The sequence below is a fragment of the Aneurinibacillus soli genome, from assembly GCF_002355375.1.
GTDB lineage: Bacteria > Bacillota > Bacilli > Aneurinibacillales > Aneurinibacillaceae > Aneurinibacillus > Aneurinibacillus soli.
The window spans coordinates 1,020,191-1,045,377 of the sequence record NZ_AP017312.1 but is presented as its reverse complement, the minus strand read 5'-3'; the positions used below and the strand labels follow the sequence as shown (position 1 = coordinate 1,045,377).

The window sequence follows — 25,187 nt, the reverse complement described above, 5'->3', positions numbered from 1 at the left end:
AAAAACATTAGCGGCTGTACACAATCTTGTATGAATATGGACTACATCCGCAGCTCAGCTCTGCACTCGGCAGCAAGTGCTTCGACGACTTTCGTATGAGCGCTCTGCACTTCTTCATCGGTGAGCGTCTTCTCTGGATCAAGATACGTGCAAGAAAGCGCCACGCTTTTCTTGTTTTCACCAAGACGATCATCCACATACACATCAAAAATGCGAACGGCTTGCAGAAGTTTCCCACCGGATTGCTCAATCACACGGCGCAGTTCTCCTGCTGTCACACTGCGATCTACGACAACGGCAATATCCCGGCTTGTCGATGGGTACTTCGGCAGTGCGATCATTCCCGGATGAACCGTTGCCGCCTGCATCAGTACCTCTCCACTCAGCTGGAATACATACGTTTCATTCACATCGTACTTCTGTTGCACAGCCGGATGCACCTGTCCAACATACCCCGCCCTTTGACCATTAATCAGTACATACGCAGTCCGGCCTGGGTGCATGCCAGTCGCATCAGCTGCTGCTTCATACTGCACATCTGTAATTCCGAGACGACTGAACAGCGTATCAAGAATACCTTTTACAAGATAAAAATCAACCGGTTCCGGCTTGCCACCCCAGTGTGCACTGCTCCAATTACCAGTCAGCAAACCCGCAAGCGTCAGCTTCTCTTCTGGTAACGTGGTCAACTTCTCTTCGTCTGTCAGGAATACGTTGCCTGTCTCGAACAATGCCAGATCCGCCTGTTTCCGGTTCAGATTATATGCCGCTGTTTCCAGCAGATGCGGCAGCATATTTGTCCGAAGCACGCTCCGCTCCTCGCTCATCGGCATGGCAAGCGGAATCGGATTCGTCGCACGGTAGATCGTAGCAAAATCATTCACGACACCAGGGTTCGTAAACGAGTAGGTGCTCACTTCATCAAGCCCTGCCCCGTTTAGCGTCTGGCGAATCGTACGGCGAAGCAACTGCTCGCCTGAAAGCGATCCCTGTGTATTATCACCGTACGGCAACGTCGTTGGAATATGATCGTAGCCGTACAGACGAGCCACTTCCTCGATCAAATCCACTTCCCGAGTAATATCCTGGCGACGAGTCGGAACTGTAACATTCAAATTCTCTCCGTCCACTGTATACACGAACTGAAGACGGTCAAAAATCGCCTTAACTTCATCCATCGCAAGCGCTGTACCAAGCAGACCGTTCAAGCGGGCAAGGCTGAGGGTTACTGCCTTCTCTTCTGGTACAGAAACCGCACAGTCTGCCATGCCCTGTGCCACCGTCCCCCCTGCCAGTTCAGCCATGAGGGCCGCTGCCCGGTTCAAGGCACGCTCAACTGCTTGCGGGTCAACCTCTTTCTCAAAACGCAGGCTTGCTTCTGAACGAAGACCGAGCTTACGAGATGTTTTACGGATCGATGAACCTGCGAAATGTGCCGATTCAAGCAGGATTGTCTGCGTTTCATCCTCTACTTCAGAGTTTGCTCCACCCATGACACCCGCAATCGCAATCGGCTTCACGCCGTCTGTGATGAGCAGCATCTCATCATCCAGCGTGCGTTCTGTATCATCAAGCGTTACCATTTTCTCGTCTGGCTGCGCCATGCGCACGACAATGCGTCCGCCCTCGACTTTTGTATAATCGAATGCGTGTAGTGGCTGACCGACTTCAAGCATCACATAATTTGTAATGTCAACGATCAGATTAATTGGGCGCACACCTGCTGCCATGAGACGTTGCTGCATCCACAGTGGGGATACGCCACGGGTAACACCGCTGATGAGACGTGCCATGTAGCGATGGCATGCATCTTTGGCCTCTATGTCAATGCTGACTTTGCCTTCGATTGATGCGCCCGCTTCCGGTGCCGCATTTCCCGGCAGCTTCACCTCACGACCAAGAATGGCACCGACTTCATACGCCACTCCGATCATGCTCAGACAGTCAGAGCGGTTCGGTGTCAGACCGAGTTCAAGCACAGTGTCATCGAGACCGAGTACCGGCTCAATCGCCTGGCCTACCTCAAGATCAGCAGGTAGAACATAAATACCTTCCTGAATTTCTTTCGGCAGAAGCTTATCATTCATGCCCAGTTCTTTTGCCGAACAGATCATACCGTTTGACTCAACGCCACGCAGTTTAGCTTTTTTAATTTTCAAGCCACCTGGCAGCTTTGCACCCGGAACGGCCACGGGTACCTTTTGTCCGGCATCCACGTTTTTCGCACCACAGACGATTTGCTGCAGTTCACCTGCGCCTGTGTCTACCTGACAAACGTTCAGTTTATCTGCATCTGGATGCTTCTCTTTGGATACGACATAGCCGACTACCACGCCAGTTACGCCTTTGTTCAACGATTCAACCGCATCGACTTCCACGCCGCTGCGCGTTAGCTTCTCAGCCAGTTCTTCCGGTGTCATGCCGGAGAGATCAATGTATTGGGCTAACCAGTTATATGAAACTTTCATCCGTCTTTCTCCTCCTTACACCCGGTTGAATTGCTTCAGGAAGCGCATATCATTTGTATAGAAATGGCGAATATCATCAATGTCATACTTCAGCATCGCAATCCGTTCCACACCCATCCCGAAAGCAAATCCTGTATATTTCTCTGAATCATAGCCCGCCATTTCCAGCACGCGTGGATGTACCATACCGGAACCAAGGATTTCAATCCAGCCCGTATGCTTACATACACGACAGCCGTGTCCACCGCACATGCTGCACGACAGATCAACTTCTGCACTCGGCTCAGTAAATGGGAAGAAGCTTGGGCGGAGACGAATTTTTGTCTCTTCACCGAACATCTGACGTGCGAAGTTAAGCAGCACGCCTTTCAGGTCGCTCATGCGGACATTTTCTCCGACCATGAGACCTTCCACCTGAGTAAACACATGAGAATGGGTCGCATCATCGTTATCGCGACGGTATACGCGACCTGGACAAATGATTTTAACCGGCACATTACCTTTCATCTTTTCCATCGTACGAACTTGCACCGGAGATGTATGGGTACGGAGCAGAATATCTTCTGTAATGTAGAACGAATCCTGCATGTCGCGTGCCGGATGATCTTTTGGCAGATTCAACGTTTCGAAGTTATAATAATCAGCCTCGACTTCCGGGCCTTCTGCTACTGTGAAGCCCATGCCAAGGAAGATATCTTCAATTTGTTCTGTAACAAGTGTCAGTGGATGACGATTCCCGAAGCGAACCTCGCGTCCTGGCAGCGTTACATCAATGGACTCCCCGGCAAGCTTTGCTGCGATCTCCGCTTCGTCTGCCGCCTGTTTCTTCTCATCGAGCTTGCTTTCAATCGCAGCACGCACTTCATTGCCGAGCTGGCCAATCAGCGGGCGTTCTTCCGCTGACAACTTCCCCATGCCACGCAGAATCTCGGTCAAACGTCCCTTTTTGCCCAGATATTTGACTCGCAGTTCCTGAATTTCTGTGGAACCAGTAATGTGTTCTAATTCCTGCAGCGCTTCCTGCTTTACTGCTTCTAATCGTTCGCGCACAGTTACAACCTCCTTGTGTGTAAATAAAAAAAAGACCCCACACCCGGAAAGGGGCGTGAGGTCGCGGTACCACCCTTATTGAGCGCACGCAAAACGCGCTCATCTTTAACGTCTGATAACGGACGATGCGTCCGGTGTCCCCCTACTCTCATTCAGGGGCCGGTTCGGGAGGGAATTTCTGTGAGATGCACACGTAAGAACACTTACAGTCGAGATGTTCTCTCCCTGTACGGGCATGGTTCACATACTTGTCTCCGTCTTTACCTTTACTTATATGAAAAAGTTGCTTTTGAGATTCGATTATATAGAAAGAGAAAAAAAAAGGCAAGTGTGCAATTTTTACACCCGGCCAAATTATCCTATCTTCCCTATGATTTTTGACATATACTTAAAGCAGTATGATGTCATTCACTACGATTACAGACCTAAAGGAGACCGTCATGGACAATCATGATAGCATATTATATGATAAAAAATTTGAATGTGCCCACTGCGACCATTCTTTTGTCAGTAAAAAAACACGCTTACGAAAATCCCATCCTTTCCAACGTGATAGCGATTTTTGCGAGCATTATGAGAACCAGACGTATAATCCCATTCTCTATCATGTAACCGTCTGTCCGCAGTGCGGCTATTCATTCAATGACCAGTTCCGCAAAAGCGTACTGCCGCAGATTGAAGAAAAAATCGAAGAAAAGATTACCAAACATTGGACAGCAAAAGACTACACAGGCATCCGCACCATCCCGGAAGCCATCGCTGCGTACAAGCTAACCATTTTCACAGCAGATGTCCGAAAAGAACCCCATTGCGTCATTGCAGGCTTATGTCTGCGTCTGGCCTGGTTGTATCGCTATTTCAAAAATGAAAGCAAAGAGCTACGCTTCCTCAACCTCGCACTCGCTGAGTATGAAGACTCATATACACAAGGAGACTATGCTCGTGCTGGCATGTCGGAGCTGAAGCTTATTTATTTAATTGGCGAACTGTACCGCCGTACAGGTGACCCGGGCAAGGCACTTCGTTATTTCTCCCGTGTCGTGGAGCATCCATTACGCAGCAACGAGCCACAGACCGTCAACCTCGCCCGCGAGCAATGGCAAAATATGCGCGAAGATATGAAAAAAGCCCGCGAGGCAGCCGCCAGCGCGAGTGAAAGTCCTACAGCATAAGGCAGCACTATAAACGGCGCTGCCTTACTGCTTCGTATATCACAACCGAGCCGGCAATCGCCGCGTTCAGTGATTCTGCTTGCCCATACAGTGGGATAATAACATTCTGGTCGGCAAGTGCTAACATTTCCTCCGACATTCCGCTTCCTTCATTCCCAATGACTAAAAGCACAGCTCCCGTATATGATATATCCGTATACAATTTCGACTCCTGCAAACTTGTCCCGATGACCCGAGCATCTGCTTCTTGCTCCCGAATACGTGTCACGAAAGCAAATAAATTCTCCTGCCAGACTGGCAGATGAAACAACGAGCCCATCGTGGAGCGAACGGTTTTCCCATTGTACAAATCCGCACTGCCATCCCCAATAATTATGCCACTCAATCCCGCCGCATCGGCTGTTCGAATGAGTGTTCCAACATTTCCTGGGTCCTGTACACGGTCAAGCAAAAGCCAGAAACCGTCCCGTGGAAGCTTGGTCGGAGTCGTTTCTTGCATCCGAATAACAGCTGCCATCGTCTGCGGTGTTTTCGTTTCAGACAACTTCTCAAGTACTGGACGAGTTACATACAGGGCAAGTGCAGAAGCAGGCAGCCAGCTCGGCCACTCGATTCCTTCTTCCAGCAGAATTGCTTCGAATGCAGCACCAGATTTATACGCTTCCTCAACAAGATGCGGCCCTTCAATCAGAAACAACCCGGTTTTTTCTCGTTCTTTGCGTGTGTGCAGCTTGGCCCACTGCTTGACGCGTGGATTCTGCACGGACGTAATGACTTCCATGATGATCTCCTGTCCTGTATTATGACTCTTCTTCGAATTTTTTCAAATCATTATTATGACCGATGACTACCAGAATATCGCCTTCCTTGATCAAATCATCAGCGCTCGGCGCAATGTTAAAATGATCCCCACTCTTAATCGCCATAACGTTCACCCCAAAGCGCGCACGCACATCAAGATCGATCAGTGTTTTGCCTGCCGTTTTCTCAGACACCGCTACCTCGGCAATGCTATAATCCGCCGCCAGCTCAACGAAATCAAGCACGTTCGGCGAAATCAGATTGTGTGCAACACGAAGTCCCATATCACGCTCCGGGAAAACAACGCGATCTGCGCCCACTTTATATAATACCTGACCGTGGCGCTCATTCTGCGCTTTCGCCACAATCATTTTTACACCCATTTCTTTCAGGATTAGCGTAGTCAGTATGCTCGCCTGGATATCCGCTCCAATCGCCACAACCACTACATCAAAATTTCGAATCCCCACATCTCGCAATGCCTGCTCATCCGTTGTATCAGCCTGCACCGCATGTGTGGCAATGCCAACATGGTCCTGCACACGCTCTTCATCTTCATCGATGACCATGACGTCATACCCCATGTTATACAGCGCCTGTGCTACGCTGGCACCGAAGCGCCCCAATCCAATCACTGCATATGACTTATCTGCCATAATCTCCACTCCTTCACATTTGGTACTTATTATACCTTGTCTTCCTATTGTTTTCGAGCCGGATAAAATCAAACATTTCGGTGACACTACTAAAGAAACTGACTGCATAAGGAGGAAACCCCATGAACATCGCCAGCCTTGATTTGCGCCAGGCCGTTCTGCACAATATGCACGGATCGTCCGAATCTGATGTGCGCCATACGATTACAGATGCGATTACAAGCGGAGAAGAAAAAATGCTCCCAGGTCTTGGTGTGCTACTTGAAGTATTTTGGAAAAATTCATCAGCCGAAGAGCAGAAGCGCTTCATTGATATTGTGCAGCAAAACGTGTAATCTTCATTACTTTCTATGGATAACGAAGCTGTTCCAAAAGCCAGAACATGGCGAATGGGGCAGCTTTTTTGTGATATCGGCAACGTGTAGGTGGAGGGAGTGGGAGAAGGGAGGAGCCGTTCGCTTCGGTACGCTTGCAGGGAAGCTAGAACTGTCCGCTCCGGGAGCCCGACGAACTCGCCCGCAAAGAAGAGCCTACGATGCTCTTTCACTGAAGGATTGCGGGCAAAGGCCCGTTCGTCGTTCTCCCTTCGCTGAGTAGGCGCGTACAGGCGCTCTCTTGCTCCTCTCTTCTCCCACTCCCCGCACAACGTTTCGGTTTACAAAAAACACGCGACGCCAGAATGGATTTGCTCGATCACAACTGACTTGGCGAAAAACCGCTTCCTTAATGTTTTATCTACATAGCAAAGCTCAACCTCTTGATTATGCTTGAGAGTTTCCACCAAATTGTGCTAGGAGCGGGATCGGGCGGGGCAACGGAACGCCTGTACGCGACTCCCCAGCAGAAGGGGCTAGACGAACGGGCTTTTGTCCACAATGCTTCTTCTGAAGTACATCGTGGTCTTTCTTTTGTGGGCGAGTTCGTCGGGCACCTGGAGCGGACAGTCCTTACTTCTTCGTAAGCGTACCGAAGTGACGAGGCCCCACCCGATCACGCTCCTCCACCACACTTTGGCTGAACACTAATCTACACCCAAAAGAAAGAGGCTGCTTCAATCGCCATGTTATAGCTTTTAAAACAGCCCCGTCTTTCTTATCCACGCTTTAATTTTTCAACCGTATCCGCATCCAGCTTCTTAATCACTTCGGTAATCAGCTTCACCGCGTTGTCTATATCATCTCGATGTAAAATCGCCGCATGGCTGTGAATGTAGCGCGTTGCGATCCCGATCACAATCGAAGGCACACCGCTATTATTCAAGTGCATGCGCCCTGCATCTGTGCCGCCGCGTGCCATCGTATCATACTGGAACGGAATTCCCTGTTCTTCGGCTGTCTCGACAACCAGATTGCGAAGTCCTACATGCGGCACCATAGATGCATCATAGAGCAAGATTTGTGGACCTTCCCCGATTTTGGACTGCGCATCTTCTTCTTTGACGCCTGGCGTATCACCTGCGATGCCGACATCAACCGCAAACGCAATGTCCGGGTTAACCGTATGCGCTGCCGTCTGAGCACCACGCAGACCCACTTCTTCCTGCACTGTTCCAACGCCATAAACCGTATTCGGATGCTTCACACCTACAAGCTGCTGTAACGTCTGAATCGCCATAGCAATGCCGACACGATTATCCCACGCTTTGGCCATCATAATCTTCGGATTGTTCATCACCGTAAACGGACAGATCGGAATGACCGTATCGCCTGGACGTATGCCGAATTCTTCCGCTTCTTTCTTGCTAGAGGCACCGATATCAATGAACATGTTTTTCATCTCAATCGGCTTCTTACGTGCTTCCGGTGACAGAATATGTGGGGGAACCGAACCGATCACGCCTTCTACGACCCCTTTGCGCGTTTGAATTGCCACCCGCTGTGCCAGCATGACCTGCTCCCACCATCCGCCAAGCGGCTGGAATCTGAGGAACCCTTTTTCGGTAATCATCGTCACCATGAAGCCCACTTCATCCAGATGACCGGCTACCATAATTTTCGGGCCTTCGCTTCCTTTGCGGGCGATGAGACTGCCAAGGTTATCATATGTGATCTCATCCGCATGCGGCTCGATGTACTTCTTCATCACCTCACGTACACGCCCTTCATGCCCTGGCGCACCCGGTGTTTCGGTCAGTTCTTTATACATTTGTAATGCCTGATCGCTCATGTATACCCTCCTCATAAGTTCACTCTTTCCTTAGCATATCAATTCTTGCATTTCGTATCCAATACGTTTACCCGGTTTCAACACATACATAAGAAAACTACCGTAGCCATCTATCCCTTAGTCATAAGCTCCAGCATGAAAATATGCTTCGGCATGGTTAACTGGAAAGGAGAAAAGATAAAAAAGAGGACGGCAGCGCGAAAGAAGAAGGTAATAATTTCATACTCTCATCATTTCATCAATTTCGAGGGCAAGATTTCGAATACTATTGTTGATATTTATTAAATCTATGAAACCAATACGAACAGTTACATCGTCCCTGCTCTGATAAGTAATAGGTTCGGTTATATTGTTTATGGCGGTTGTCCAAGGATATAATAGAAAAATCATCTTAGAAGAGTATTTTTTATTATACGCATATACTTGGTACATATCTGCTTGTGAAACGCCATAATTACTTTGATTTGGGTAGAGTAGTTTCCACTTTGTATCAAGTACGATGGAAGAATTGCAATCCTGCACTACAATGTCAGGTTTCAGAAGGAATCGTTTTGGATCATCAAACAAATGGTAAGACTGATCCTGTATCTTGATCTGATAGTAAGATTTGTCTAAAACCTTGTTTAATTGTCCAGCAACATAGTTTTCAAAAACTCTCTCCATAGGGAACAAAAGCGCATAAGCTACGTCGCTACCTTTAAAAGTGGTAAAGCTTTTATTCTTTAGAAAGATACTGCACCATTTTAAAATGGTTTCATATTCCTTCATATTACGGTCGAAGGTAATTTTCGTAAAATCCTGATCTGGATGTATTGAATAATCCACTGTTTCAAACGCTGTTAATAATGTACGAAGATCCTTTTTATTTTTCCTGCATGAACTGACTTTTCTCAGGAATTCTAAAGTTGTCTTGATCAGTTTGTTTTCTGTGCGATCTACACTGAAGATGTCATATTCGATATAAAAGCGTTCTTTATGAGCAAAATTTGATTTAATATGCTGCGAAAAATTGATCCTTCCTTTATAAAAATATTCATTATCTTGGTGTTCGATATAAGCAGATTTTAGTCCGCGTTTGACCAATGTATAGATCTCTTGAATAAACATACGGATAAAAATCTCAAAGATATTATTTTTCTCAATATGCAAGCTGGAAATATTAAAAGTCTTGTACGGTATTTCCTTAAGGAATTTCAGCATATCCAAAAAAACTCTTTTGATTTCAACTTCTGAGCTTTCCTTGTCTTTTGTATACAGCTTGGGTAAAATTTCAATTGCAGTGCCATCACTCATAGTAATTAAACCCACATAGTTTTTAGCACTGATAATTTTGCCAATCCCACGTTTGCTGGAAACAGTCATCAATTCCAAAGCATCCGTATCTGTATCCTGCTTTCTTGACAAGATGAATTGCTCCAACCTGTCAAAAGTAGACTCGGGCAAGGAATGATAATTGCTAGACCATACTGTTACATTCCTTGTAAATGAATCATATTCTTTGATAGTATACCGTTGACTCATGCCCGTTACCTACACACTGTAAATTTTGCGATAAGCATTAATATTGGTGAAGGCTTGTTCGTTGATTTCATAGGAAGCTTCATCGTCAATATCTATTTTGTTTGTATTTCCGAACAGTTCTGTTACATCAATCTGTTTAGTGTGGATAAATTGCTCATCCCTGTTTTTGTTATTGTCGCCAAGAACCAACTGGATCAAGTGATAATCTTCATAAAAATATTCTTGCAGCAAAGGAATAATAACATTTTTGAAAATGTGCGCAAGATTATCCAAAGAACAATTGTTTGTCAAAGACATGAAATAAGCGTGTCCGATAGCATGCTCTCTGTCATACAATACCTCAATACGACGATTCATTTTCGTGAGCATAGCAGAAAGGTCGATTCCTTGAATACTGATATCGTCAAGATATTGAGGATTTGGCATCATTTCCGCAAATTGAAAACGACGACGCAAAGCAGTATCAAGTCGGGCGATAGATCTATCTGCTGTATTCATAGTTGCGAGGATATAAACATTATTAGGAACGCCGAATTCAACTTGTGAGTATGGAAGATACAATTTAATTTCTTCAGATTGCCCAATACGCTTAGTCGGCTCAATCAAGGTAATTAATTCACCGAATATCTTAGAAATATTGCCACGATTTATTTCGTCGATAATGAAAACATAATTATTTACATTCTCTTTAATGGCGGTACTTAAAGAAAGATTATGTTTCTTCAAAATTTTCAGCACGTCTGAAAGGCTGATCCGGTTCAGCCTGTAAACTGCTCCTAATGTCATAACCTTGTTCCCATTCAGTTCATATATATTTTCTCGAATATCCTTGGCCAGCCAGTTTACGCTTCGGCATCTTTTATAGTCCTCTACATGGTTTAGCCACTCGTATTCGCCAGTAACAACCCCAATAGCATCAATCGTTTTCTCATCGTACAAAACGAGTACAATATCGCCAATCATCATTTCCTCGATGAAACGGGAAAGAATGTTCTCTCCTCCAGATATACTGAAGTCGGTTTCTTTAGTTATGTTTTCACCGTAATCATCCCAACCGATTCTTATTCTGTTATGATTGAGGCAATCTCTTTTTATCGAATTCTCCCGTGCTCCTCCCAATGATAATTTCCATATCGTCGGCTCTTTACGAATTCCATATTCGTTACTATCCTCAATGATTGGCATTTGTGCTTTCTCACAAAATTGCTTGAAAATACCTGCTTTGATTTCATAGGAAACGTTGTTCCCATCTTGGTCTGTGCTTTCTGTTTCAATCTTAGGTTTAATTCCCTCAATAAATTCCTCATATCCGTACGATTGATGGAAGGTAGTAAATGCAATCTGTCCATTCTGTTTGTATGTACGATACCGCGCTAAAACACTCTCATAACCAGTTGCATCAATTTCTTGCTGAATCGTCTTCAGCGTTGTATTCTCAATAATGGCAACTGCATAAGCAACGGTGTTATATGTTTTTCCAGTTCCCGGAGGTCCGTATAAAATGGTGTTTTTATCTACTTCACTAATCTTTGTTTCTACCGTGGGACTTGTATTTGATGGATCTTCTTGTTCCTGTTGCACAAGAAATTCTTCATAGTATTGTAAAGCATATTGAAACGCCTTGTTGCCAGCATTAATGTTTACTTCCTCAAAGTTTTCAGCTCCTTCTATGAGCGTTCTTATTTTTTTGAATTTTTCCACTGAAGTTATTTCATACAAGTTAGTAGTTTTTAATGTAATACCTGTAAGTTTTCCCGGTGCGCTTGATAATGAGGACGCGTAGGAGTTTACTGTATTTTCAGAGTAGTTTTCGCCGTTCGATTTTTTGCGCTGACGCAACCATTCTGTATATTCTTTTCGCTGCTTTTTAGCTGTATCAATCATCTTTTAACCCCATTTTCAAATTAATAATTTTTAAGTTTTAAGTATAATATACATAATTATACTATTAATTTGGTGCTTATACGCCTTGTCTGGGGGAAAAAATGATATGTTCTGAGCATGTTACAGAAACGTTAGATAGTTCTCGAAAACGCACATAAATTCCAACACTTCTTTAATATGTCTTCCCTTTCAAGATGGGCGCTTTGAAGCTGATACTGATAAATGTGTAAGAAAGTATTATACCTAGGGGAAAATAGATAACCTAATTAGGAAAACGAAGTAAAAAACTAATGAGTTTATCTATTTTCACAGAAAAGGAGCTTCTGTCATGGTTCGCCGCTTTATATTCAATTTCATCTATAAGATTACTCTGTTTCCTCTCGCAATCTACCTCATCTCCAGGCTACTTCCCGGTCAGGTACAGTTCGCAAGCACAAATCATCTTCTTGATGTAAGCCTACTGCTGCTAATCATCGGATTGGTCGCGGATGAATTTGTGCTCGGTATGTACGGAATTTATATTGCAACCATGCAGGGGGCGGTAACTATAACCGCTATTATTTATCTTTCAGGTTTTCTGTTTACTGACAGCCGCATCACATTTACTGGAAGCATTGTATCTGGCGTAATTCTTGGACTGGTAGAACTACTGATGCACAGCTATGTCCGCCGGGATCAAAAGCGTGAGAAATTTGAAATCTAAAAATAGGTGACCTATGATCTGGTCACCTATTTTCCACGTTCTTATTTTCCTTCTTCCGCATCCAGCACAGCCAGCGGTACGGTATACATCTGCGGTTCATCCAACTGTTCCGCATTATAATACGCCACCAATAATACAGCCTCTCCTCCTTTACTTTCCCCGTCTGTAGTAAAACGAAGAATATCAAACGGCAAGACATCGACAACTGTATGCTTGGCAATCTGCTTCAAATCCAATCCTTGTGCCGCAAACGCTTCCCCCGCAAGTTCTGGTTTTGCCACCAGCACTCTCAAGCGCTTGTCCAGCTGATTCCCTGCCGCATCATACGTCCACCACTGTTTACGCGGCTTCCGTTTATGATTGCGTAAAAAGTCATATTTCATCAGCGACTCCACTACATCCGGCTGTTTTAACTCACGCGTATCCAAAAATGCTTGCAAGCGTGTGAACAAGTCTTCTAACTGATGCCCGATCCTCTCCCAACCTCGGCTTTCCCAGAAATCACCGAACGCCTGGAAGAAGTCAAATGCTGAGTCGAATTCCTCCGTAATTAAATACATGAGAGTAGCGTCCATCCGGTGCGCGTTCCAGTATTTCTCCAGCACATCTTCCACCCGCTTGATACGGACAATATCAGCAAACGGCAGGACACGGTTTTCCAATATTTCATACGGAGCATTGTTCATATATTTGTAGCCGTACTGCTCTGCCATATTCCGCATACCTGTGCCGCGCAGCATTTTAAGGAAGCCAAGCTGCAACTCTTCCGGCTCAAGCGCAAATACATCATTGAATGTGTTACGGAACGATGCATAATCTTCCTCAGGAAGCCCAGCAATCAAGTCGAGATGCTGGTCAATCTTGCGGCTTTCTTTGACTTTCGTAACCGTGCGTGACAGCTTCGCAAAGTTCTGCTTGCGCTGTACGATGCTGTTAGTGGCATCATTCGTCGACTGCACACCGATCTCGAAGCGGAAAACACCCGGCGGCGCGTTCTCTGCGAGATAATCCAACACTTCCGGACGCATAATATCCGCCGTTATCTCGAACTGGAACACACAGCCCCGATGATTTTCAATCAGAAATTGGAACATCTCCATCGCATAATCACGTTTAATGTTAAACGTCCGATCGACAAACTTAATCAGATTGGCCCCATTATCAATCAGATGGATGATGTCACGTTTCGTGCGCTCAATATCAAAATAACGCACGCCAACCTCAATGCTTGAGAGGCAGAACTGACACGAGAACGGACAGCCCCGGCTCGTCTCGAAATACGTAACACGCTTCCCTAGATCCGCTTTATCTTCTGCAAAATAAAACGGGGAGGGAATCTGATTTAGATCAAGCTTCGGACGCGGCGGATTCACAATCACTTCTTCTCCTTTGCGGTAGGCCGCACCATAGACGAAATGATACTTCCGATCTCCTTCAATTTCCGTAAGCAAGTGATGGAACGTTTCTTCTCCTTCTCCGAACACAATAAAATCAATGTCACGCTTTGTTTCCATCCATTCGGCTACATCATATGATACTTCCGGTCCACCCAGAATAACAGTAACATCCGGCATAACTTTTTTAAGCATGGAGACGACAGTAAGTGTCTGCTCGATATTCCAAATGTAACAGGAGAAGCCGATCACATCCGGCTTACGCTGAAACAAATCGGAGACGATATTCATCGCCGGGTCTTTAATTGTATACTCGGTCATGTCTATATCAAAATCATCCTGACAGAACGCCCGCAAGTAACGGATCGACAGGGATGTGTGAATATATTTCGCATTTAATGTAGTAACTAGTACTTTCATATCGTACTCCCTCATTTTCCATTGAACAGTACCATCGAACCTGTTCATTTACTGAACCGAGTGTATCATGTTTTACATACGAAAAAAAGACGGGCGCCCGAGGGCGCTCCGTCTTCGTCGGTTACTTATGCTTTTACATACTCTTCTTTCATCGCTGCAATGATGCGGTCAGCCATTTCAACTGTACCAACCGCTTCTGCTTTGTTTTCGGCAATGTCGCCTGTGCGAACACCAGAGTTCAAAACTTGATGAACCGCTGTCTCAATCGCGTCCGCCGCTTTTTCAAGGCCGAACGTGTAACGGAGCATCATCGCTGCAGACAGGATTGTCGCAGTCGGGTTGGCAACGCCTTTGCCCGCAATGTCCGGTGCAGAGCCATGTACCGGCTCATACAGACCAAAGTTGCCATCGGCAAGCGATGCAGATGGCAGCATGCCGATCGAACCTGTCAGCATGGATGCTTCATCGCTAAGGATATCGCCAAACATGTTCTCTGTTACTACTGTATCGAACTGCTTCGGATAGCGAATCAGTTCCATGGCGCATGAATCAACCAATTGGTGGCGCAGCTCTACATCCGGATATTCCGGAGCAATACGCTCCACCACTTTGCGCCACAGGCGGGATGATTCGAGTACGTTTGCTTTATCAACGGATGTCAGCTGCTTGCTGCGCAGGCGAGCAACTTCAAACGCACGACGTACAATACGCTCGATTTCGTATTCGTGGTAGATCATCTCATCCGATGCGACTTCGCCCTGCGCATCTTCGTAACGCTTTTTCTCACCGAAGTACAGGCCGCCTGTCAGCTCACGGATCACCATGAGATCAACGCCTTTGACCACTTCTTCTTTCAGTGACGATACGCCGACCATACAGTCAAGCATAAAGGCCGGGCGCAAGTTCGCATACAGACCAAGCTCCTTACGAATGCCGAGCAGACCCGTTTCCGGGCGCAGGTGTGCCGGGTTGTTATCCCACTTTGGACCACCCACCGCACCGAGCAGTACCGCATCGGAACGACGTGCTTTTACAAGCGTGTCTTCTGGTAGCGGCGTACCATCTTCATCGATCGCACATCCGCCGAGGCGTGCATATTCAAACTGGAAGGCTACGTCTTCGAGCGCTTCTACTTCTTTCAGAACACGTACGGCCTGCTCTGTTACTTCCGGGCCGATTCCATCGCCCGGAAGTACAGTAATAGTAAATGTTTGGCTCATCGTATATTCCCCTTTTTATACTCCAACTTCGACCGCATCACCGCGGCGGACAATCAGTTTATTTATCGCACGCAAGTAAGCACGAGCACTGGCTTCTAATACGTCCGTACTTACACCGCGTCCTTGTACCGCATAATCACCCTGGCTTAAGCGCACATATACTTCCCCAAGCGCGTCTTTGCCGTGCGTTACAGACAAGATCTTATAATCTTCAAGCGTTACCTCTTCATTTGTTACGCGGTCAATCGCTTTGTAGATGGAGTCAACGGAACCATTCCCGCATGCCGCTTCCTCTAATACCTCGCCCGATGCCGTCTTGACGCGTACACTTGCAGTCGGCACAGAATTATTGCCGTAGGAGAGCTGCAAGTTTTCTAACACAAACGCCTCTGGAATATTCGAGAGTTTGGAATCCACGAGCGCTACAATGTCTTCATCGCTGACATCTTTTTTACGGTCACACAAGTTTTTGAAACGGGCAAATGCATCGTTCAGCTCATCTTGTTCCAGCTCATAGCCAAGTTCAGACAGCTTATCTTTAAACGCATGGCGACCGGACAGCTTGCCAAGGACAAGCTTATTGGATTTCACGCCGACACGCTCCGGACGGATAATCTCGTAGGTTGTAACTTCCTTAAGTACTCCATCCTGGTGAATGCCGGATTCGTGTGCGAATGCATTCGCTCCGACAACGGCTTTGTTGCCCGGCACAATCATGCCTGTCAGACGGCTGACCAGTTTACTTGTGCGAGCGATTTCTTCAAGCTTCAAATTCGTTGTCGCCTGATAGAAATCACGACGTGTATCAAGCGCTAATGCAACCTCTTCAATGGCCGCATTTCCCGCACGTTCCCCGATACCATTAATCGTGCCTTCGATTTGAGTGGCCCCATTTTCAATCGCAGCGATTGTATTCGCGACTGCCATCCCAAGATCATCATGACAGTGGGAACTCAATTTGATGTTCTCAATGCCACGAATATTAGTAGACAACTGTTTGAAGATATTTCCGTATTCTTCTGGAGTCGTATATCCGACTGTATCCGGGATATTAACAATGCTCGCACCCGCGTCCACGACTGCCTGCACAACTTCGATCAGGTACGGAATTTCCGTGCGGGAACCATCCTCGCACGAAAACTCGACCATGTCGAAATACTTGCGGCCGTATTTGACAGCGGCTACCGCATTCTCGATAACTTCTTCCTTTGTCATGTTCAGCTTATACTTGCGGTGAATCGGGGATGTCGCAAGAAACACGTGCAGACATGCTGACTCCGCATCACGTAACGCTTCCCATGCCTTATCAATATCCTGTGTACGGGAACGAGATAAGCTTACAATGGTTGAATTTTTGACTTTTGCTGCAATTTCCCGAATCGATTTCAAATCTCCCGGAGAAGCGGCAGCAAACCCTGCTTCGATCCGGTTAATCCCCAGGCGCTCTAGTTGTAGAGCAATTTCTAGTTTTTCATGAGAACTCAAATTCACCCCCGGGGATTGTTCACCGTCCCGCAGAGTCGTATCAAACACTTCTATTGTACGCATTATCTCGGCCACCTCCGAAAATTTTACTATCTATAAAAATCTTATTTCTTAATCCACGCCATCATTTCACGCAGCTGTTTACCAACTACTTCAAGCTGATGCTCGGACTCGATGCGACGGCGTGCGCCGAATGCTGCACGGCCAGACTGGTTCTCGATAATCCAGTTTTTCGCAAATGTACCGTTCTGGATTTCTGTGAGTACTTTTTTCATTTCTTTCTTTGTTTCTTCTGTTACGATGCGCTGACCTACACTGTAGTCACCGAACTCAGCTGTATCACTGATGGAATGACGCATAGTTGCAAGGCCACCTTCATACATCAGGTCAACGATCAGTTTGAGTTCATGCAGACATTCGAAGTACGCGATTTCTGGTGCATAACCTGCTTCTACAAGTGTTTCAAAGCCCGCTTTTACGAGTTCAGATGCACCACCGCACAGTACCGCTTGCTCACCGAACAGGTCTGTTTCTGTTTCTTCACGGAATGTTGTCTCGATTACACCTGCACGTGTGCAACCGATACCGCTTGCGTACGCAAGACCGAGTTCTTTCGCTTTGCCAGTGCCATCTTGATACACTGCCAGAAGTCCCGGTACACCGAAGTTTTCTGTGTACACGCGGCGAACCATGTGGCCTGGGCTTTTTGGTGCTACCATTACTACGTCTACGCCTTCTGGAGCAACGATTTGCTGGAAGTGAATGTTGAAGCCGTGTGAGAAGAACAGAGCTGCACCCTCTTTAAGATTTGGAGCGATTTGCTCGTTGTATACTTTTCCTTGTTGCTCATCTGGAAGCAGAATCATGATAACATCAGCGCGTGCTGCTGCTTGATCTACTGTCAGAACTTCAAAGCCATCGTTTTCTGCTTGCTGCCAAGAACGACCTTGGCGAAGGCCGACGATTACGTTCATACCGCTATCACGCAGGTTTTGCGCTTGTGCATGACCTTGGCTGCCGTAGCCAATGATTGCGATTGTTTTTCCTTGAAGTACTGCTTGATTTGCGTCTTTTTCATAATACATTGTTACCATGGTAATTTTTCCTCCCAGAACATTTATGTTGTTTTTTGATTTTTATGCTTTCACCAGAGAAGCGCTGCGGCTAATGGCCGTTACACCTGTACGTGAAAGTTCTTTAATCCCATAAGGGGTTAAGAGCTCAATTAATGCATCAATTTTTTGGGTATCACCTGTTACCTGTACAACAATGGAAGTTGGACCAACGTCCACGACACTAGCACGGAACGGGTCGATAATCAGGTTTAATTCAGCACGAGTAGACGCTGTTGCTTCTACTTTAATAAGTGCCAGTTCACGGGCGACCATCGGGCCGCTGCTCAACTGCTGAACTTTGAGCACATCGATCAACTTGTGAAACTGCTTGACGATCTGCTCGACAGTCGCTTCATCTCCACTTGTAACGATGATCATACGCGACAGCCCTTTTTCTTCGGACTGGCCAACTGTAATGCTGTCAATGTTGAATCCGCGCTGGCCCATGAGATTCGCAACCCGGGTGAGAACACCCGGCTGATCGTTTACCAGGACCGAGATCGTATGCTTTTGTTCCATCATTATTCCTCATCCCCCAGAACCATTTGATCAAGCGTATTACCCGCTGCTACCATCGGATATACGTTCTCGCCCGGTTCAACCTTGAATTCAACAAGTACCGGACCGTTCGTATCGAGTGCCTCACGCCATACGCGATCAGCTTCCTCTTCCGTAGATGCCCGGAGACCTTTGATCCCGTATGCTTCCGCAAGCTTCACGAAATCTACACTTTCGGTAAGATCGATCTGGCTGTAGCGGTTATCATAGAACAGCTCCTGCCACTGGCGTACCATGCCGAGACAGTTGTTATTCAGAATCACGATTTTAACTGGCAACTTATGTGCCGCTGCAATCGCAAGTTCCTGCTGATTCATTTGGAAACCACCGTCTCCACTAACCGAGATGACAAGGCGATCCGGGTGGGCGAACTGTGCACCAATTGCAGCCGGGAAACCGAAGCCCATTGTACCAAGTCCACCTGAGGACAGGAACGAACGAACAGCGCTAAATTTATAATATTGCGCAACCCACATCTGATGCTGTCCGACGTCTGTTGTTACAATCGCATTCCCTTCCGTTGTCTCATACATCATCTCCACCACACGCTGTGGCTTCAGGCGACCTTCCGGGCTTTTGCTGTAGCGGTACGGCTGTTCCACGTTCCAGGACTGTACCTGCGCGACCCACTCGTCACTGTCTGCACGCTGTGCTTTCGGGAGTGCTGTTTCCAACACACTTTTCACATCACCAACAATTGGAATGAGTGGATTGATATTTTTGCCGATCTCTGCTGGATCAATATCGATATGAACAATTTTAGCATTTGGCACGAATTCTTTCGTCCGTCCCATTGTGATACGGTCGTCAAAGCGCGCCCCCATGTTAATCAGGAGATCTGTATTAAGAAGTGCCTGATTCGCTGCATAGCAGCCATGCATACCTGGCATTCCGATACAGAGTTCATGTGTTCCCGGGAATCCGGCAAGTCCCATCAGAGTCGTGATAACCGGAATATTTGTTTTTTCTGCAAATTCAATCAATTCTTGTTCCGCTCCAGCCGTCACCGTACCGCCACCTGTCATAATAACCGGCTTCTTCGCTTCAGTGATCGCTTTCAGCATCTTATCGATTTGCATATAGTTTGGCTTCACAGTCGGATTATACGTCCGAAGTTTCACACTATCCGGATAATAAAATGGAGCTTTCGCTGTGTTTACATCTTTCGGAATATCAATGAGCACCGGTCCCGGACGTCCTGTTGTCGCGATATGGAACGCTTCTTTAATGATGCGCGGCAGATCCTCGATATTACGAACGAAGTAGTTATGCTTCGTGATCGGAAGTGTAATACCTGTGATGTTCGCTTCCTGAAAAGCGTCTGTTCCAATCAAACTCTGTGCGACATTTCCGGTAATACAGACAAGCGGGACGGAATCCATCTGAGCTGTTGCAATCCCTGTAACTAGATTGGTAGCTCCCGGACCTGACGTAGCGATGACGACGCCTGGCTTACCTGTTGCCCGTGCATATCCGTCTGCCGCATGAATCGCACCCTGCTCATGCCTTGTCAGTACATGCTTTAACTGACTGGAATACAGTGCGTCATAAATCGGTAGCACTGCTCCTCCCGGATATCCGAAAACATGTTCCACACCTTCGAGCAGAAGGCAACGCAGCAGCATTTCAGAACCCGTCATCACTTCTCCCATCTCCATGGATGGCATCGAAGCTTTTTTGTTCTCTACCATCGCCGTATCTGTGCTCATGATACATCCTCCTTTTGTAATAGCTCTCCAATTAAAAATAATCTAAAAATTTATATGACACCTGTCTCCAAAAAAGAGAAAGAAATAAAAGAAAACCCTTTCATCCCCCGACTTTTTTTATGTCAGTCTGGGGCGAAAGAGTTTTCGCGGTACCACCCAAATTCTACTGCTTCCTCACGGCAAGCAGCCTTTGTAGGTTATCTCCTCAGATAACCAATCGCATATAACGCATGCGCAGCGGCGTCTTCTTACTCGATAGTCTTTCAGAAGAGCAACTCGGAGGTGAGTCATATACAGCATTCTTGCCCGGCTCGCACCATCCCAGGCTCTCTGTGAAGAAGGGGCTGTATATGTATCCTCGTCAACGTCTCTATATGATCGTACAATTGTCAACAAAATCAAAATGTTTTAGCTGTTTAGATTTATATGCAATTATAGAGACTGGTAAAGAAAGTGTCAAGCAAGAAATCAGAATTTATATTCAGGAAACTGTTTCCGGTACGTGTTCCTCTTTAATCACATCCATCATGTCTTTCTGATCACGATCTCCAAGTCCATTCAGAATCAGATTCAGGATAATCGCTGCCAGGCTTCCGGTTACAATGCCGCTTTCCATGATCAGACGGAACTTTTCCGGAATGTGAGCGAACACGTTCGGAGCGATGGATACACCAAGACCAAGACCTACAGATATTGCAATAATCAGCATGTTTTCTACACGCTGGAAGTTCACACGGGATAGCTGGCGTACACCCGAAGCCATAACCATGCCAAACATCGGAATCATAGCACCACCCAGTACCGGATTCGGAATAATCGTTGTAATGGCCGCTACTTTTGGGAGCAGGCCGAGTGCCATAATGATGAGACATGCTGCTACTACCACTTTACGTGTTTTCACACCTGTCATCGCAACAAGACCTACGTTTTGCGAATACGTTGTATACGGGAATGCCTGAAAAATACCGCCAATTACCTGGGCCAAACCTTCTGCACGCAGGCCTCGTTTGATGTCATTCCCATCAATTTTCTTCTCACATACTTCAGACAAAGCGAAGAAAACACCTGTCGACTCGATCATGCTTACAATCCCAACAAGAACCATGCTCAGAATGGCCGTGAGATGAAAAGTCGGCATGCCGAAACGGAACGGTTCAACCATATGGAACCAGGAAGCTTTGCCCACAACAGCAAAATCCACTAATCCCATAAACCATGCAACTGCCGTACCGATTACAAGCGAGAGCAGAACCGAAATGGATTTCATATATCCGCTAAAGAAACGATTCATAAGAACAATGGATAAGAGCGTAATGCCAGCCAACCACAAGTTCGTAAGACTTGCAAAACCCGGTTTATTCGGCTGACCGACAATATTGCCCATCGCCGCACCAATCAAAGATGTACCGATAATCACGACAACCGAGCCTGTTACAACAGGCGGGAAGAACTTAATAATTTTATGCATAAATTGCGCTAGAATCATCACGACAATACCGGCGGCAATAATGGCTCCATATATGGCTGTAATTCCTTGTCCTGGCCCTGGCGAATTTCCGATCGCAATCATCGGCCCTACTGCCTGGAACGCACAGCCCATAAGAATCGGGAGCTTCACGCCGAAATACTTGCCGCCCCATACTTGAAACAATGACGCGAGACCACATGTGAACAGGTCAATGGAAATCAAATAGGCGAGCTGTTCCTGTGTCATCCCAATCGCCGGTCCGACGATTAACGGAACGACAACAGCACCTGCATACATAGCCAGTACATGCTGGAATCCTAGCGTGCCAATTTTTGCAACTCCTAACTTATTCCCCACAGCTTACTCCTCCTAAAAATAAATACTTCCTGTTAGCCGCTATGCTTGTACGCACTCTTCTACAAATGTAACTTCCCCCGCTGTCAGTGACGCAATACGCGCCAGAGACTCCACACGGAAGCCTTTTTCTCTCAGACGGGCACCCCCATTTTGGAACGCCTTCTCGATTACAATGCCAATACCTGCAACCGTACTTCCCGCCTGTTCCACCAGGTGCGCCAGCCCGAGAGCCGCCTCGCCATTCGCCAGAAAATCATCGATGATCAGAATGGTTTCGCCGGCAGGAAGGAACTTCTTAAGCACTGTAACTTGATTCGTCTCATTTTTTGTAAACGAATGTACATCCGTCATATACACATCTTCATTCATCAGCACCGATTTTTTCTTACGGGCAAACACGAGCGATACATTCAGCTTAAGCCCAGCTGTCAGAGCAGCCGCAATTCCCGATGATTCGATTGTCAGGATTTTTGTAATACCCGCATCAGCAAAAAGACGAGCAAACTCCTCCCCAATCGCCATCATCAACACCGGATCAATCTGATGGTTCAGAAATGAATCCACTTTCAAAATGTTGTCGCTTGGCACCAGACCTTCCTGGCGAATTTTCTCCTTTAACATTTCCATCTTCCCTTATTCCTCCTATTCGTCAGAAAAACAAAAAATCCGCACAGTGGGTTTCACTGCCTACAGTGAAACCCATCGTGCGGACTTGTTCTCCGTAGATGTGCCGCCAAAAGCGGACAAGTATCCGATGATCTCACTCGTAGTCAGACTATTTACGGTAGTCTGGTAGAAACTTACGGGCCTTATCCCCGTGATTATACGAGTTCGTATTTATTTTTCGTTTATTGATGTTGTCATTATAACGAATCTCTACATAAAAATAAAGCCCGGAATTACGAAAAATCCGAACTTTATTCCATTCCAGTATAACGAACATTCGGTTTTATTTACTAAATTTCGGAATCTTCCTGCGACATTTGCAGGGCAAGCGTTGCCACTGTCCGTACCATTGCACCTGTGCCGCCAGCCGGAGTGAAGTCGTCTGCCTTCGCTGCCCAGCTCGGTCCAGCAATATCAAGATGCACCCATGGCGTATCTTCTGCAAACTCACGCAAGAACAAGCCAGCTGTAATCGTGCCCGCATGACGACCGCCGGTATTTTTTAAGTCAGCAATCTGACTTTTGATCAAATCCATATACGGGTCAAATGTTGGCAAGCGCCACAGTAGCTCACCCGCCTCGGCTGCTGCCTCCATCACTTCTTCCATCAGCGTTTCGTCATTCGTGATGGCGGCTGTTGTGCACGTACCAAGTGCCACAAGTGCAGCTCCTGTCAAAGTCGCCATATCCACAAGACGCGATGCACCCATTTTACGGGCATACGACAATCCATCTGCGAGAATGAGACGTCCTTCCGCATCTGTATTCAAAATTTCGATCGTTTTGCCATTCATCGCGGTAATCACATCACCCGGTTTGAGCGCCGTACCGCTTGGCATGTTCTCGGTTGTCGGAATCACAGCGACAACATCAATCGCAGGCTTAAGCGTACCAAGAATATCGAGCACGCCCAGAACGGAGGCGGCTCCACCCATGTCGCCTTTCATCTCATCCATTGATGCCGCTGGTTTAATGGAGATACCGCCGGAGTCAAACGTAACACCTTTGCCAACGATACCGAGCACATCAGTCCAATCGCCTGCCCCTTTGTATTTAATGACAATCAGTTTAGGTGGTTCTGCTGATCCCTGGCTGACGCCAAGCAGCCCTCCCATTCCTTCCACTTCCATGTTCGCCTTATCGAGAACCTCAATCTCCATACCATGCCGCTCCGCCAGTTCACACGCTTTTTTAGCGAGAATGGTCGGAGTCAAATAATTGCCAGGCAGATTGGTAAGATCACGTGCCAGACTCGTCCCGTTCGCAAACGCTTCGCCCATGCGAGCTCCTTCTTTCACCTGCTCTACCGCATCTTCTGCACTGATGATCGTTAGAGCTGCAAGCTGCGGAGCTGGCTTATGATCCCGCTGATAGCTCGTAATGCGATAGTTCGCAAGCAAAGCCCCTTCGACAAGCGCGTGTCCAGTTTCGTGTGTGCCCACAGCTAGATCAAATGCAAACGTCAGCGTCGTAAGCTTGGCTTTGAGCGCTTCCTTCACAGCGCGTGCAGCAGCTTCACGAATGACTTCAAACGAATACTCTTCCTCTTTCCCAAGCCCGATTAGCATAATGCGACGGACAGCTGTTTTGCCTAATGTGTGAATAATCTGCGTGCTTTTTTTCTTGCTACATACATCACCGCCCGCAAATAATTCTGCAAGCGCACCGCCCAGTTCTGTATCAGCTGCTGTCAATACATCCGGCAATTTAGTGATTCCTTCTGTGATCCCTACAATCAGGCAGTCTGCCTTGATTGTATGTGCCTGCTGGGTTTGAATTTCAATTTTCATGCTTGCCACCTCCAAAAATAAATGTCAGATTTTGAAGTTATTCCTCCATATAGTATACAATAGAGAGGGAGTCCTTTGCAGAAAGGAAGATGTATATGTCAACATGGTTCAGTAATTTCCCGCTCTGGTCCGCCCTTATAGCGATTGGGCTGGCTCAATTTGTTAAAATCCCGATTACGTATCTGTACACACGGAGATGGGATTGGCGGCTTATTTTTAGCACCGGGGGTATGCCAAGCTCCCACTCAGCCGCTGTTACCGCCCTGACTACAGCGGTAGGGCTTATAGAAGGCTTCAACTCTACGTATTTTGCGATCTCCACGGTTTTCGCCATCATTATTATGTTTGATGCCGCTGGCGTTCGACGGCATGCCGGCACACACGCAGCGGTTCTTAACACATTAATTGAAGACTTTAATGTACTTGTTGAGGAAATGAAAGCGTTGCGGATCAAGCCTCGCCAAGAACGGGCTCGCAAACTAAAAGAGCTTCTTGGACATCAGCCAAGTGAAGTCATTGTCGGAGCATGGCTTGGTATCATTCAATCGTATGTACTATACCCGCTTTGGATCGCATGACTCCAC

The 25,187-nt window shown here is 46.7% G+C and carries 21 protein-coding genes, 1 riboswitch and 1 other annotated feature; of the genes, 5 read left to right on the top strand and 16 right to left on the bottom strand.

Annotation, left to right across the window (positions count from 1 at the left end; translation table 11 throughout):
- Positions 1 to 41: 41 nt before the first annotated feature.
- Together pheT and pheS are read right to left on the bottom strand one after the other, a co-directional pair.
- Positions 42 to 2,468 (bottom strand): phenylalanine--tRNA ligase subunit beta, encoded by a 2,427-nt coding sequence (pheT, locus tag CB4_RS05380; protein ID WP_096463906.1) that lies wholly within the window; start codon positions 2,466 to 2,468, stop codon positions 42 to 44.
- A gap of 15 nt (positions 2,469 to 2,483) precedes the next feature.
- The gene (pheS, locus tag CB4_RS05375; protein ID WP_096463905.1) at positions 2,484 to 3,518 is read right to left on the bottom strand and encodes a phenylalanine--tRNA ligase subunit alpha; all 1,035 of its coding nucleotides are present in this window, start codon (positions 3,516 to 3,518) and stop codon (positions 2,484 to 2,486) included.
- 440 nt (positions 3,519 to 3,958) lie between these two features.
- On the opposite strand from pheS, the gene CB4_RS05370 reads away from it, so the two are divergent.
- Complete coding sequence (locus CB4_RS05370; protein ID WP_157737800.1) at positions 3,959 to 4,690, top strand: DUF2225 domain-containing protein; 732 nt, start codon at positions 3,959 to 3,961, stop codon at positions 4,688 to 4,690.
- Between the two features lie 7 nt (positions 4,691 to 4,697).
- Here CB4_RS05370 and CB4_RS05365 read toward each other — a convergent pair whose 3' ends face one another.
- Positions 4,698 to 5,471, bottom strand: a complete 774-nt coding sequence (locus CB4_RS05365; RefSeq protein WP_096463903.1) for a TrmH family RNA methyltransferase — start codon at positions 5,469 to 5,471, stop codon at positions 4,698 to 4,700.
- A 19-nt stretch (positions 5,472 to 5,490) separates the two neighbouring features.
- Complete coding sequence (locus CB4_RS05360) at positions 5,491 to 6,147, bottom strand: potassium channel family protein (RefSeq protein ID WP_096463902.1); 657 nt, start codon at positions 6,145 to 6,147, stop codon at positions 5,491 to 5,493.
- Between the two features lie 122 nt (positions 6,148 to 6,269).
- On the opposite strand from CB4_RS05360, the gene sspI reads away from it, so the two are divergent.
- Both sspI and CB4_RS21430 read left to right on the top strand, forming a co-directional pair.
- Entirely contained in the window at positions 6,270 to 6,482 is a 213-nt protein-coding gene (gene sspI, locus CB4_RS05355) for a small acid-soluble spore protein SspI (protein ID WP_096463901.1), read from the top strand.
- Between the two features lie 428 nt (positions 6,483 to 6,910).
- Positions 6,911 to 7,108 carry a hypothetical protein gene (locus CB4_RS21430; RefSeq protein ID WP_231956152.1) on the top strand — a complete coding sequence of 66 codons (198 nt, stop codon included), beginning with the start codon at positions 6,911 to 6,913 and terminating at the stop codon, positions 7,106 to 7,108.
- A gap of 131 nt (positions 7,109 to 7,239) precedes the next feature.
- Here CB4_RS21430 and CB4_RS05350 read toward each other — a convergent pair whose 3' ends face one another.
- From CB4_RS05350 to CB4_RS05340, 3 genes are all read right to left on the bottom strand, one after another.
- On the bottom strand, positions 7,240 to 8,313 hold the full coding sequence (locus CB4_RS05350; protein WP_373681384.1) for a M42 family metallopeptidase: 1,074 nt from the start codon (positions 8,311 to 8,313) through the stop codon (positions 7,240 to 7,242).
- 219 nt (positions 8,314 to 8,532) lie between these two features.
- Positions 8,533 to 9,834, bottom strand: coding sequence for an McrC family protein (locus tag CB4_RS05345; protein ID WP_096463899.1), 1,302 nt, complete (start codon positions 9,832 to 9,834; stop codon positions 8,533 to 8,535).
- A gap of 9 nt (positions 9,835 to 9,843) precedes the next feature.
- Positions 9,844 to 11,718 carry an AAA family ATPase gene (locus CB4_RS05340; protein WP_096463898.1) on the bottom strand — a complete coding sequence of 625 codons (1,875 nt, stop codon included), beginning with the start codon at positions 11,716 to 11,718 and terminating at the stop codon, positions 9,844 to 9,846.
- 328 nt (positions 11,719 to 12,046) lie between these two features.
- Between CB4_RS05340 and CB4_RS05335 the strand changes: the two genes are divergently transcribed.
- Positions 12,047 to 12,421: a DUF2512 family protein gene (locus tag CB4_RS05335; RefSeq protein WP_096463897.1), complete on the top strand. Its 375-nt coding sequence runs from the start codon at positions 12,047 to 12,049 to the stop codon at positions 12,419 to 12,421.
- Positions 12,422 to 12,462: 41 nt separating this feature from the next.
- Here CB4_RS05335 and CB4_RS05330 read toward each other — a convergent pair whose 3' ends face one another.
- The 9 genes from CB4_RS05330 to CB4_RS05290 all read right to left on the bottom strand — a co-directional run bounded on the left by CB4_RS05330 (position 12,463) and on the right by CB4_RS05290 (position 24,603).
- Positions 12,463 to 14,235: a B12-binding domain-containing radical SAM protein gene (locus CB4_RS05330; RefSeq protein WP_096463896.1), complete on the bottom strand. Its 1,773-nt coding sequence runs from the start codon at positions 14,233 to 14,235 to the stop codon at positions 12,463 to 12,465.
- 125 nt (positions 14,236 to 14,360) lie between these two features.
- Positions 14,361 to 15,455 (bottom strand): 3-isopropylmalate dehydrogenase, encoded by a 1,095-nt coding sequence (leuB, locus tag CB4_RS05325; protein ID WP_096463895.1) that lies wholly within the window; start codon positions 15,453 to 15,455, stop codon positions 14,361 to 14,363.
- Between the two features lie 15 nt (positions 15,456 to 15,470).
- Entirely contained in the window at positions 15,471 to 17,003 is a 1,533-nt protein-coding gene (locus tag CB4_RS05320) for a 2-isopropylmalate synthase (protein ID WP_096463894.1), read from the bottom strand.
- Between the two features lie 41 nt (positions 17,004 to 17,044).
- On the bottom strand, positions 17,045 to 18,034 hold the full coding sequence (gene ilvC, locus CB4_RS05315; RefSeq protein WP_096463893.1) for a ketol-acid reductoisomerase: 990 nt from the start codon (positions 18,032 to 18,034) through the stop codon (positions 17,045 to 17,047).
- A 42-nt stretch (positions 18,035 to 18,076) separates the two neighbouring features.
- Positions 18,077 to 18,574, bottom strand: a complete 498-nt coding sequence (gene ilvN, locus CB4_RS05310; protein ID WP_096467639.1) for an acetolactate synthase small subunit — start codon at positions 18,572 to 18,574, stop codon at positions 18,077 to 18,079.
- Positions 18,575 to 18,576: 2 nt separating this feature from the next.
- On the bottom strand, positions 18,577 to 20,322 hold the full coding sequence (ilvB, locus tag CB4_RS05305) for a biosynthetic-type acetolactate synthase large subunit (RefSeq protein WP_096463892.1): 1,746 nt from the start codon (positions 20,320 to 20,322) through the stop codon (positions 18,577 to 18,579).
- A 125-nt stretch (positions 20,323 to 20,447) separates the two neighbouring features.
- Positions 20,448 to 20,696: a binding site (T-box leader), on the bottom strand.
- A 107-nt stretch (positions 20,697 to 20,803) separates the two neighbouring features.
- A complete protein-coding gene (locus CB4_RS05300) occupies positions 20,804 to 22,087 on the bottom strand; it encodes a nucleobase:cation symporter-2 family protein (RefSeq protein ID WP_231956240.1) in 1,284 nt (427 codons plus the stop codon).
- Between the two features lie 99 nt (positions 22,088 to 22,186).
- On the bottom strand, positions 22,187 to 22,774 hold the full coding sequence (locus CB4_RS05295) for a xanthine phosphoribosyltransferase (RefSeq protein WP_096463890.1): 588 nt from the start codon (positions 22,772 to 22,774) through the stop codon (positions 22,187 to 22,189).
- A gap of 120 nt (positions 22,775 to 22,894) precedes the next feature.
- Positions 22,895 to 22,996: riboswitch (purine riboswitch) on the bottom strand.
- Positions 22,997 to 23,103: 107 nt separating this feature from the next.
- The gene (locus tag CB4_RS05290; protein WP_096463889.1) at positions 23,104 to 24,603 is read right to left on the bottom strand and encodes a leucyl aminopeptidase; all 1,500 of its coding nucleotides are present in this window, start codon (positions 24,601 to 24,603) and stop codon (positions 23,104 to 23,106) included.
- Positions 24,604 to 24,698: 95 nt separating this feature from the next.
- Here CB4_RS05290 and CB4_RS05285 point away from each other — a divergent pair, with 95 nt between their 5' ends.
- Positions 24,699 to 25,181: a divergent PAP2 family protein gene (locus CB4_RS05285; RefSeq protein WP_096463888.1), complete on the top strand. Its 483-nt coding sequence runs from the start codon at positions 24,699 to 24,701 to the stop codon at positions 25,179 to 25,181.
- Positions 25,182 to 25,187 lie beyond the last annotated feature (6 nt).

Excerpts from the sequence above, each read along its gene's own strand:
- pheT (WP_096463906.1), bottom strand. The coding sequence starts at position 2,468 with ATGAAAGTTTCATATAACTGGTTAGCCCAATACATTGATCTCTCCGGC.
- CB4_RS05370 (WP_157737800.1), top strand. The coding sequence starts at position 3,959 with ATGGACAATCATGATAGCATATTATATGATAAAAAATTTGAATGTGCC.
- CB4_RS05365 (WP_096463903.1), bottom strand. The coding sequence starts at position 5,471 with ATGGAAGTCATTACGTCCGTGCAGAATCCACGCGTCAAGCAGTGGGCC.
- CB4_RS05360 (WP_096463902.1), bottom strand. The coding sequence starts at position 6,147 with ATGGCAGATAAGTCATATGCAGTGATTGGATTGGGGCGCTTCGGTGCC.
- sspI (WP_096463901.1), top strand. The coding sequence starts at position 6,270 with ATGAACATCGCCAGCCTTGATTTGCGCCAGGCCGTTCTGCACAATATG.
- CB4_RS21430 (WP_231956152.1), top strand. The coding sequence starts at position 6,911 with ATGCTTGAGAGTTTCCACCAAATTGTGCTAGGAGCGGGATCGGGCGGG.
- CB4_RS05350 (WP_373681384.1), bottom strand. The coding sequence starts at position 8,313 with ATGAGCGATCAGGCATTACAAATGTATAAAGAACTGACCGAAACACCG.
- CB4_RS05345 (WP_096463899.1), bottom strand. The coding sequence starts at position 9,834 with ATGAGTCAACGGTATACTATCAAAGAATATGATTCATTTACAAGGAAT.
- CB4_RS05340 (WP_096463898.1), bottom strand. The coding sequence starts at position 11,718 with ATGATTGATACAGCTAAAAAGCAGCGAAAAGAATATACAGAATGGTTG.
- CB4_RS05335 (WP_096463897.1), top strand. The coding sequence starts at position 12,047 with ATGGTTCGCCGCTTTATATTCAATTTCATCTATAAGATTACTCTGTTT.
- CB4_RS05330 (WP_096463896.1), bottom strand. The coding sequence starts at position 14,235 with ATGAAAGTACTAGTTACTACATTAAATGCGAAATATATTCACACATCC.
- leuB (WP_096463895.1), bottom strand. The coding sequence starts at position 15,455 with ATGAGCCAAACATTTACTATTACTGTACTTCCGGGCGATGGAATCGGC.
- CB4_RS05320 (WP_096463894.1), bottom strand. The coding sequence starts at position 17,003 with ATGCGTACAATAGAAGTGTTTGATACGACTCTGCGGGACGGTGAACAA.
- ilvC (WP_096463893.1), bottom strand. The coding sequence starts at position 18,034 with ATGGTAACAATGTATTATGAAAAAGACGCAAATCAAGCAGTACTTCAA.
- ilvN (WP_096467639.1), bottom strand. The coding sequence starts at position 18,574 with ATGGAACAAAAGCATACGATCTCGGTCCTGGTAAACGATCAGCCGGGT.
- ilvB (WP_096463892.1), bottom strand. The coding sequence starts at position 20,322 with ATGAGCACAGATACGGCGATGGTAGAGAACAAAAAAGCTTCGATGCCA.
- CB4_RS05300 (WP_231956240.1), bottom strand. The coding sequence starts at position 22,087 with ATGTATGCAGGTGCTGTTGTCGTTCCGTTAATCGTCGGACCGGCGATT.
- CB4_RS05295 (WP_096463890.1), bottom strand. The coding sequence starts at position 22,774 with ATGGAAATGTTAAAGGAGAAAATTCGCCAGGAAGGTCTGGTGCCAAGC.
- CB4_RS05290 (WP_096463889.1), bottom strand. The coding sequence starts at position 24,603 with ATGAAAATTGAAATTCAAACCCAGCAGGCACATACAATCAAGGCAGAC.
- CB4_RS05285 (WP_096463888.1), top strand. The coding sequence starts at position 24,699 with ATGTCAACATGGTTCAGTAATTTCCCGCTCTGGTCCGCCCTTATAGCG.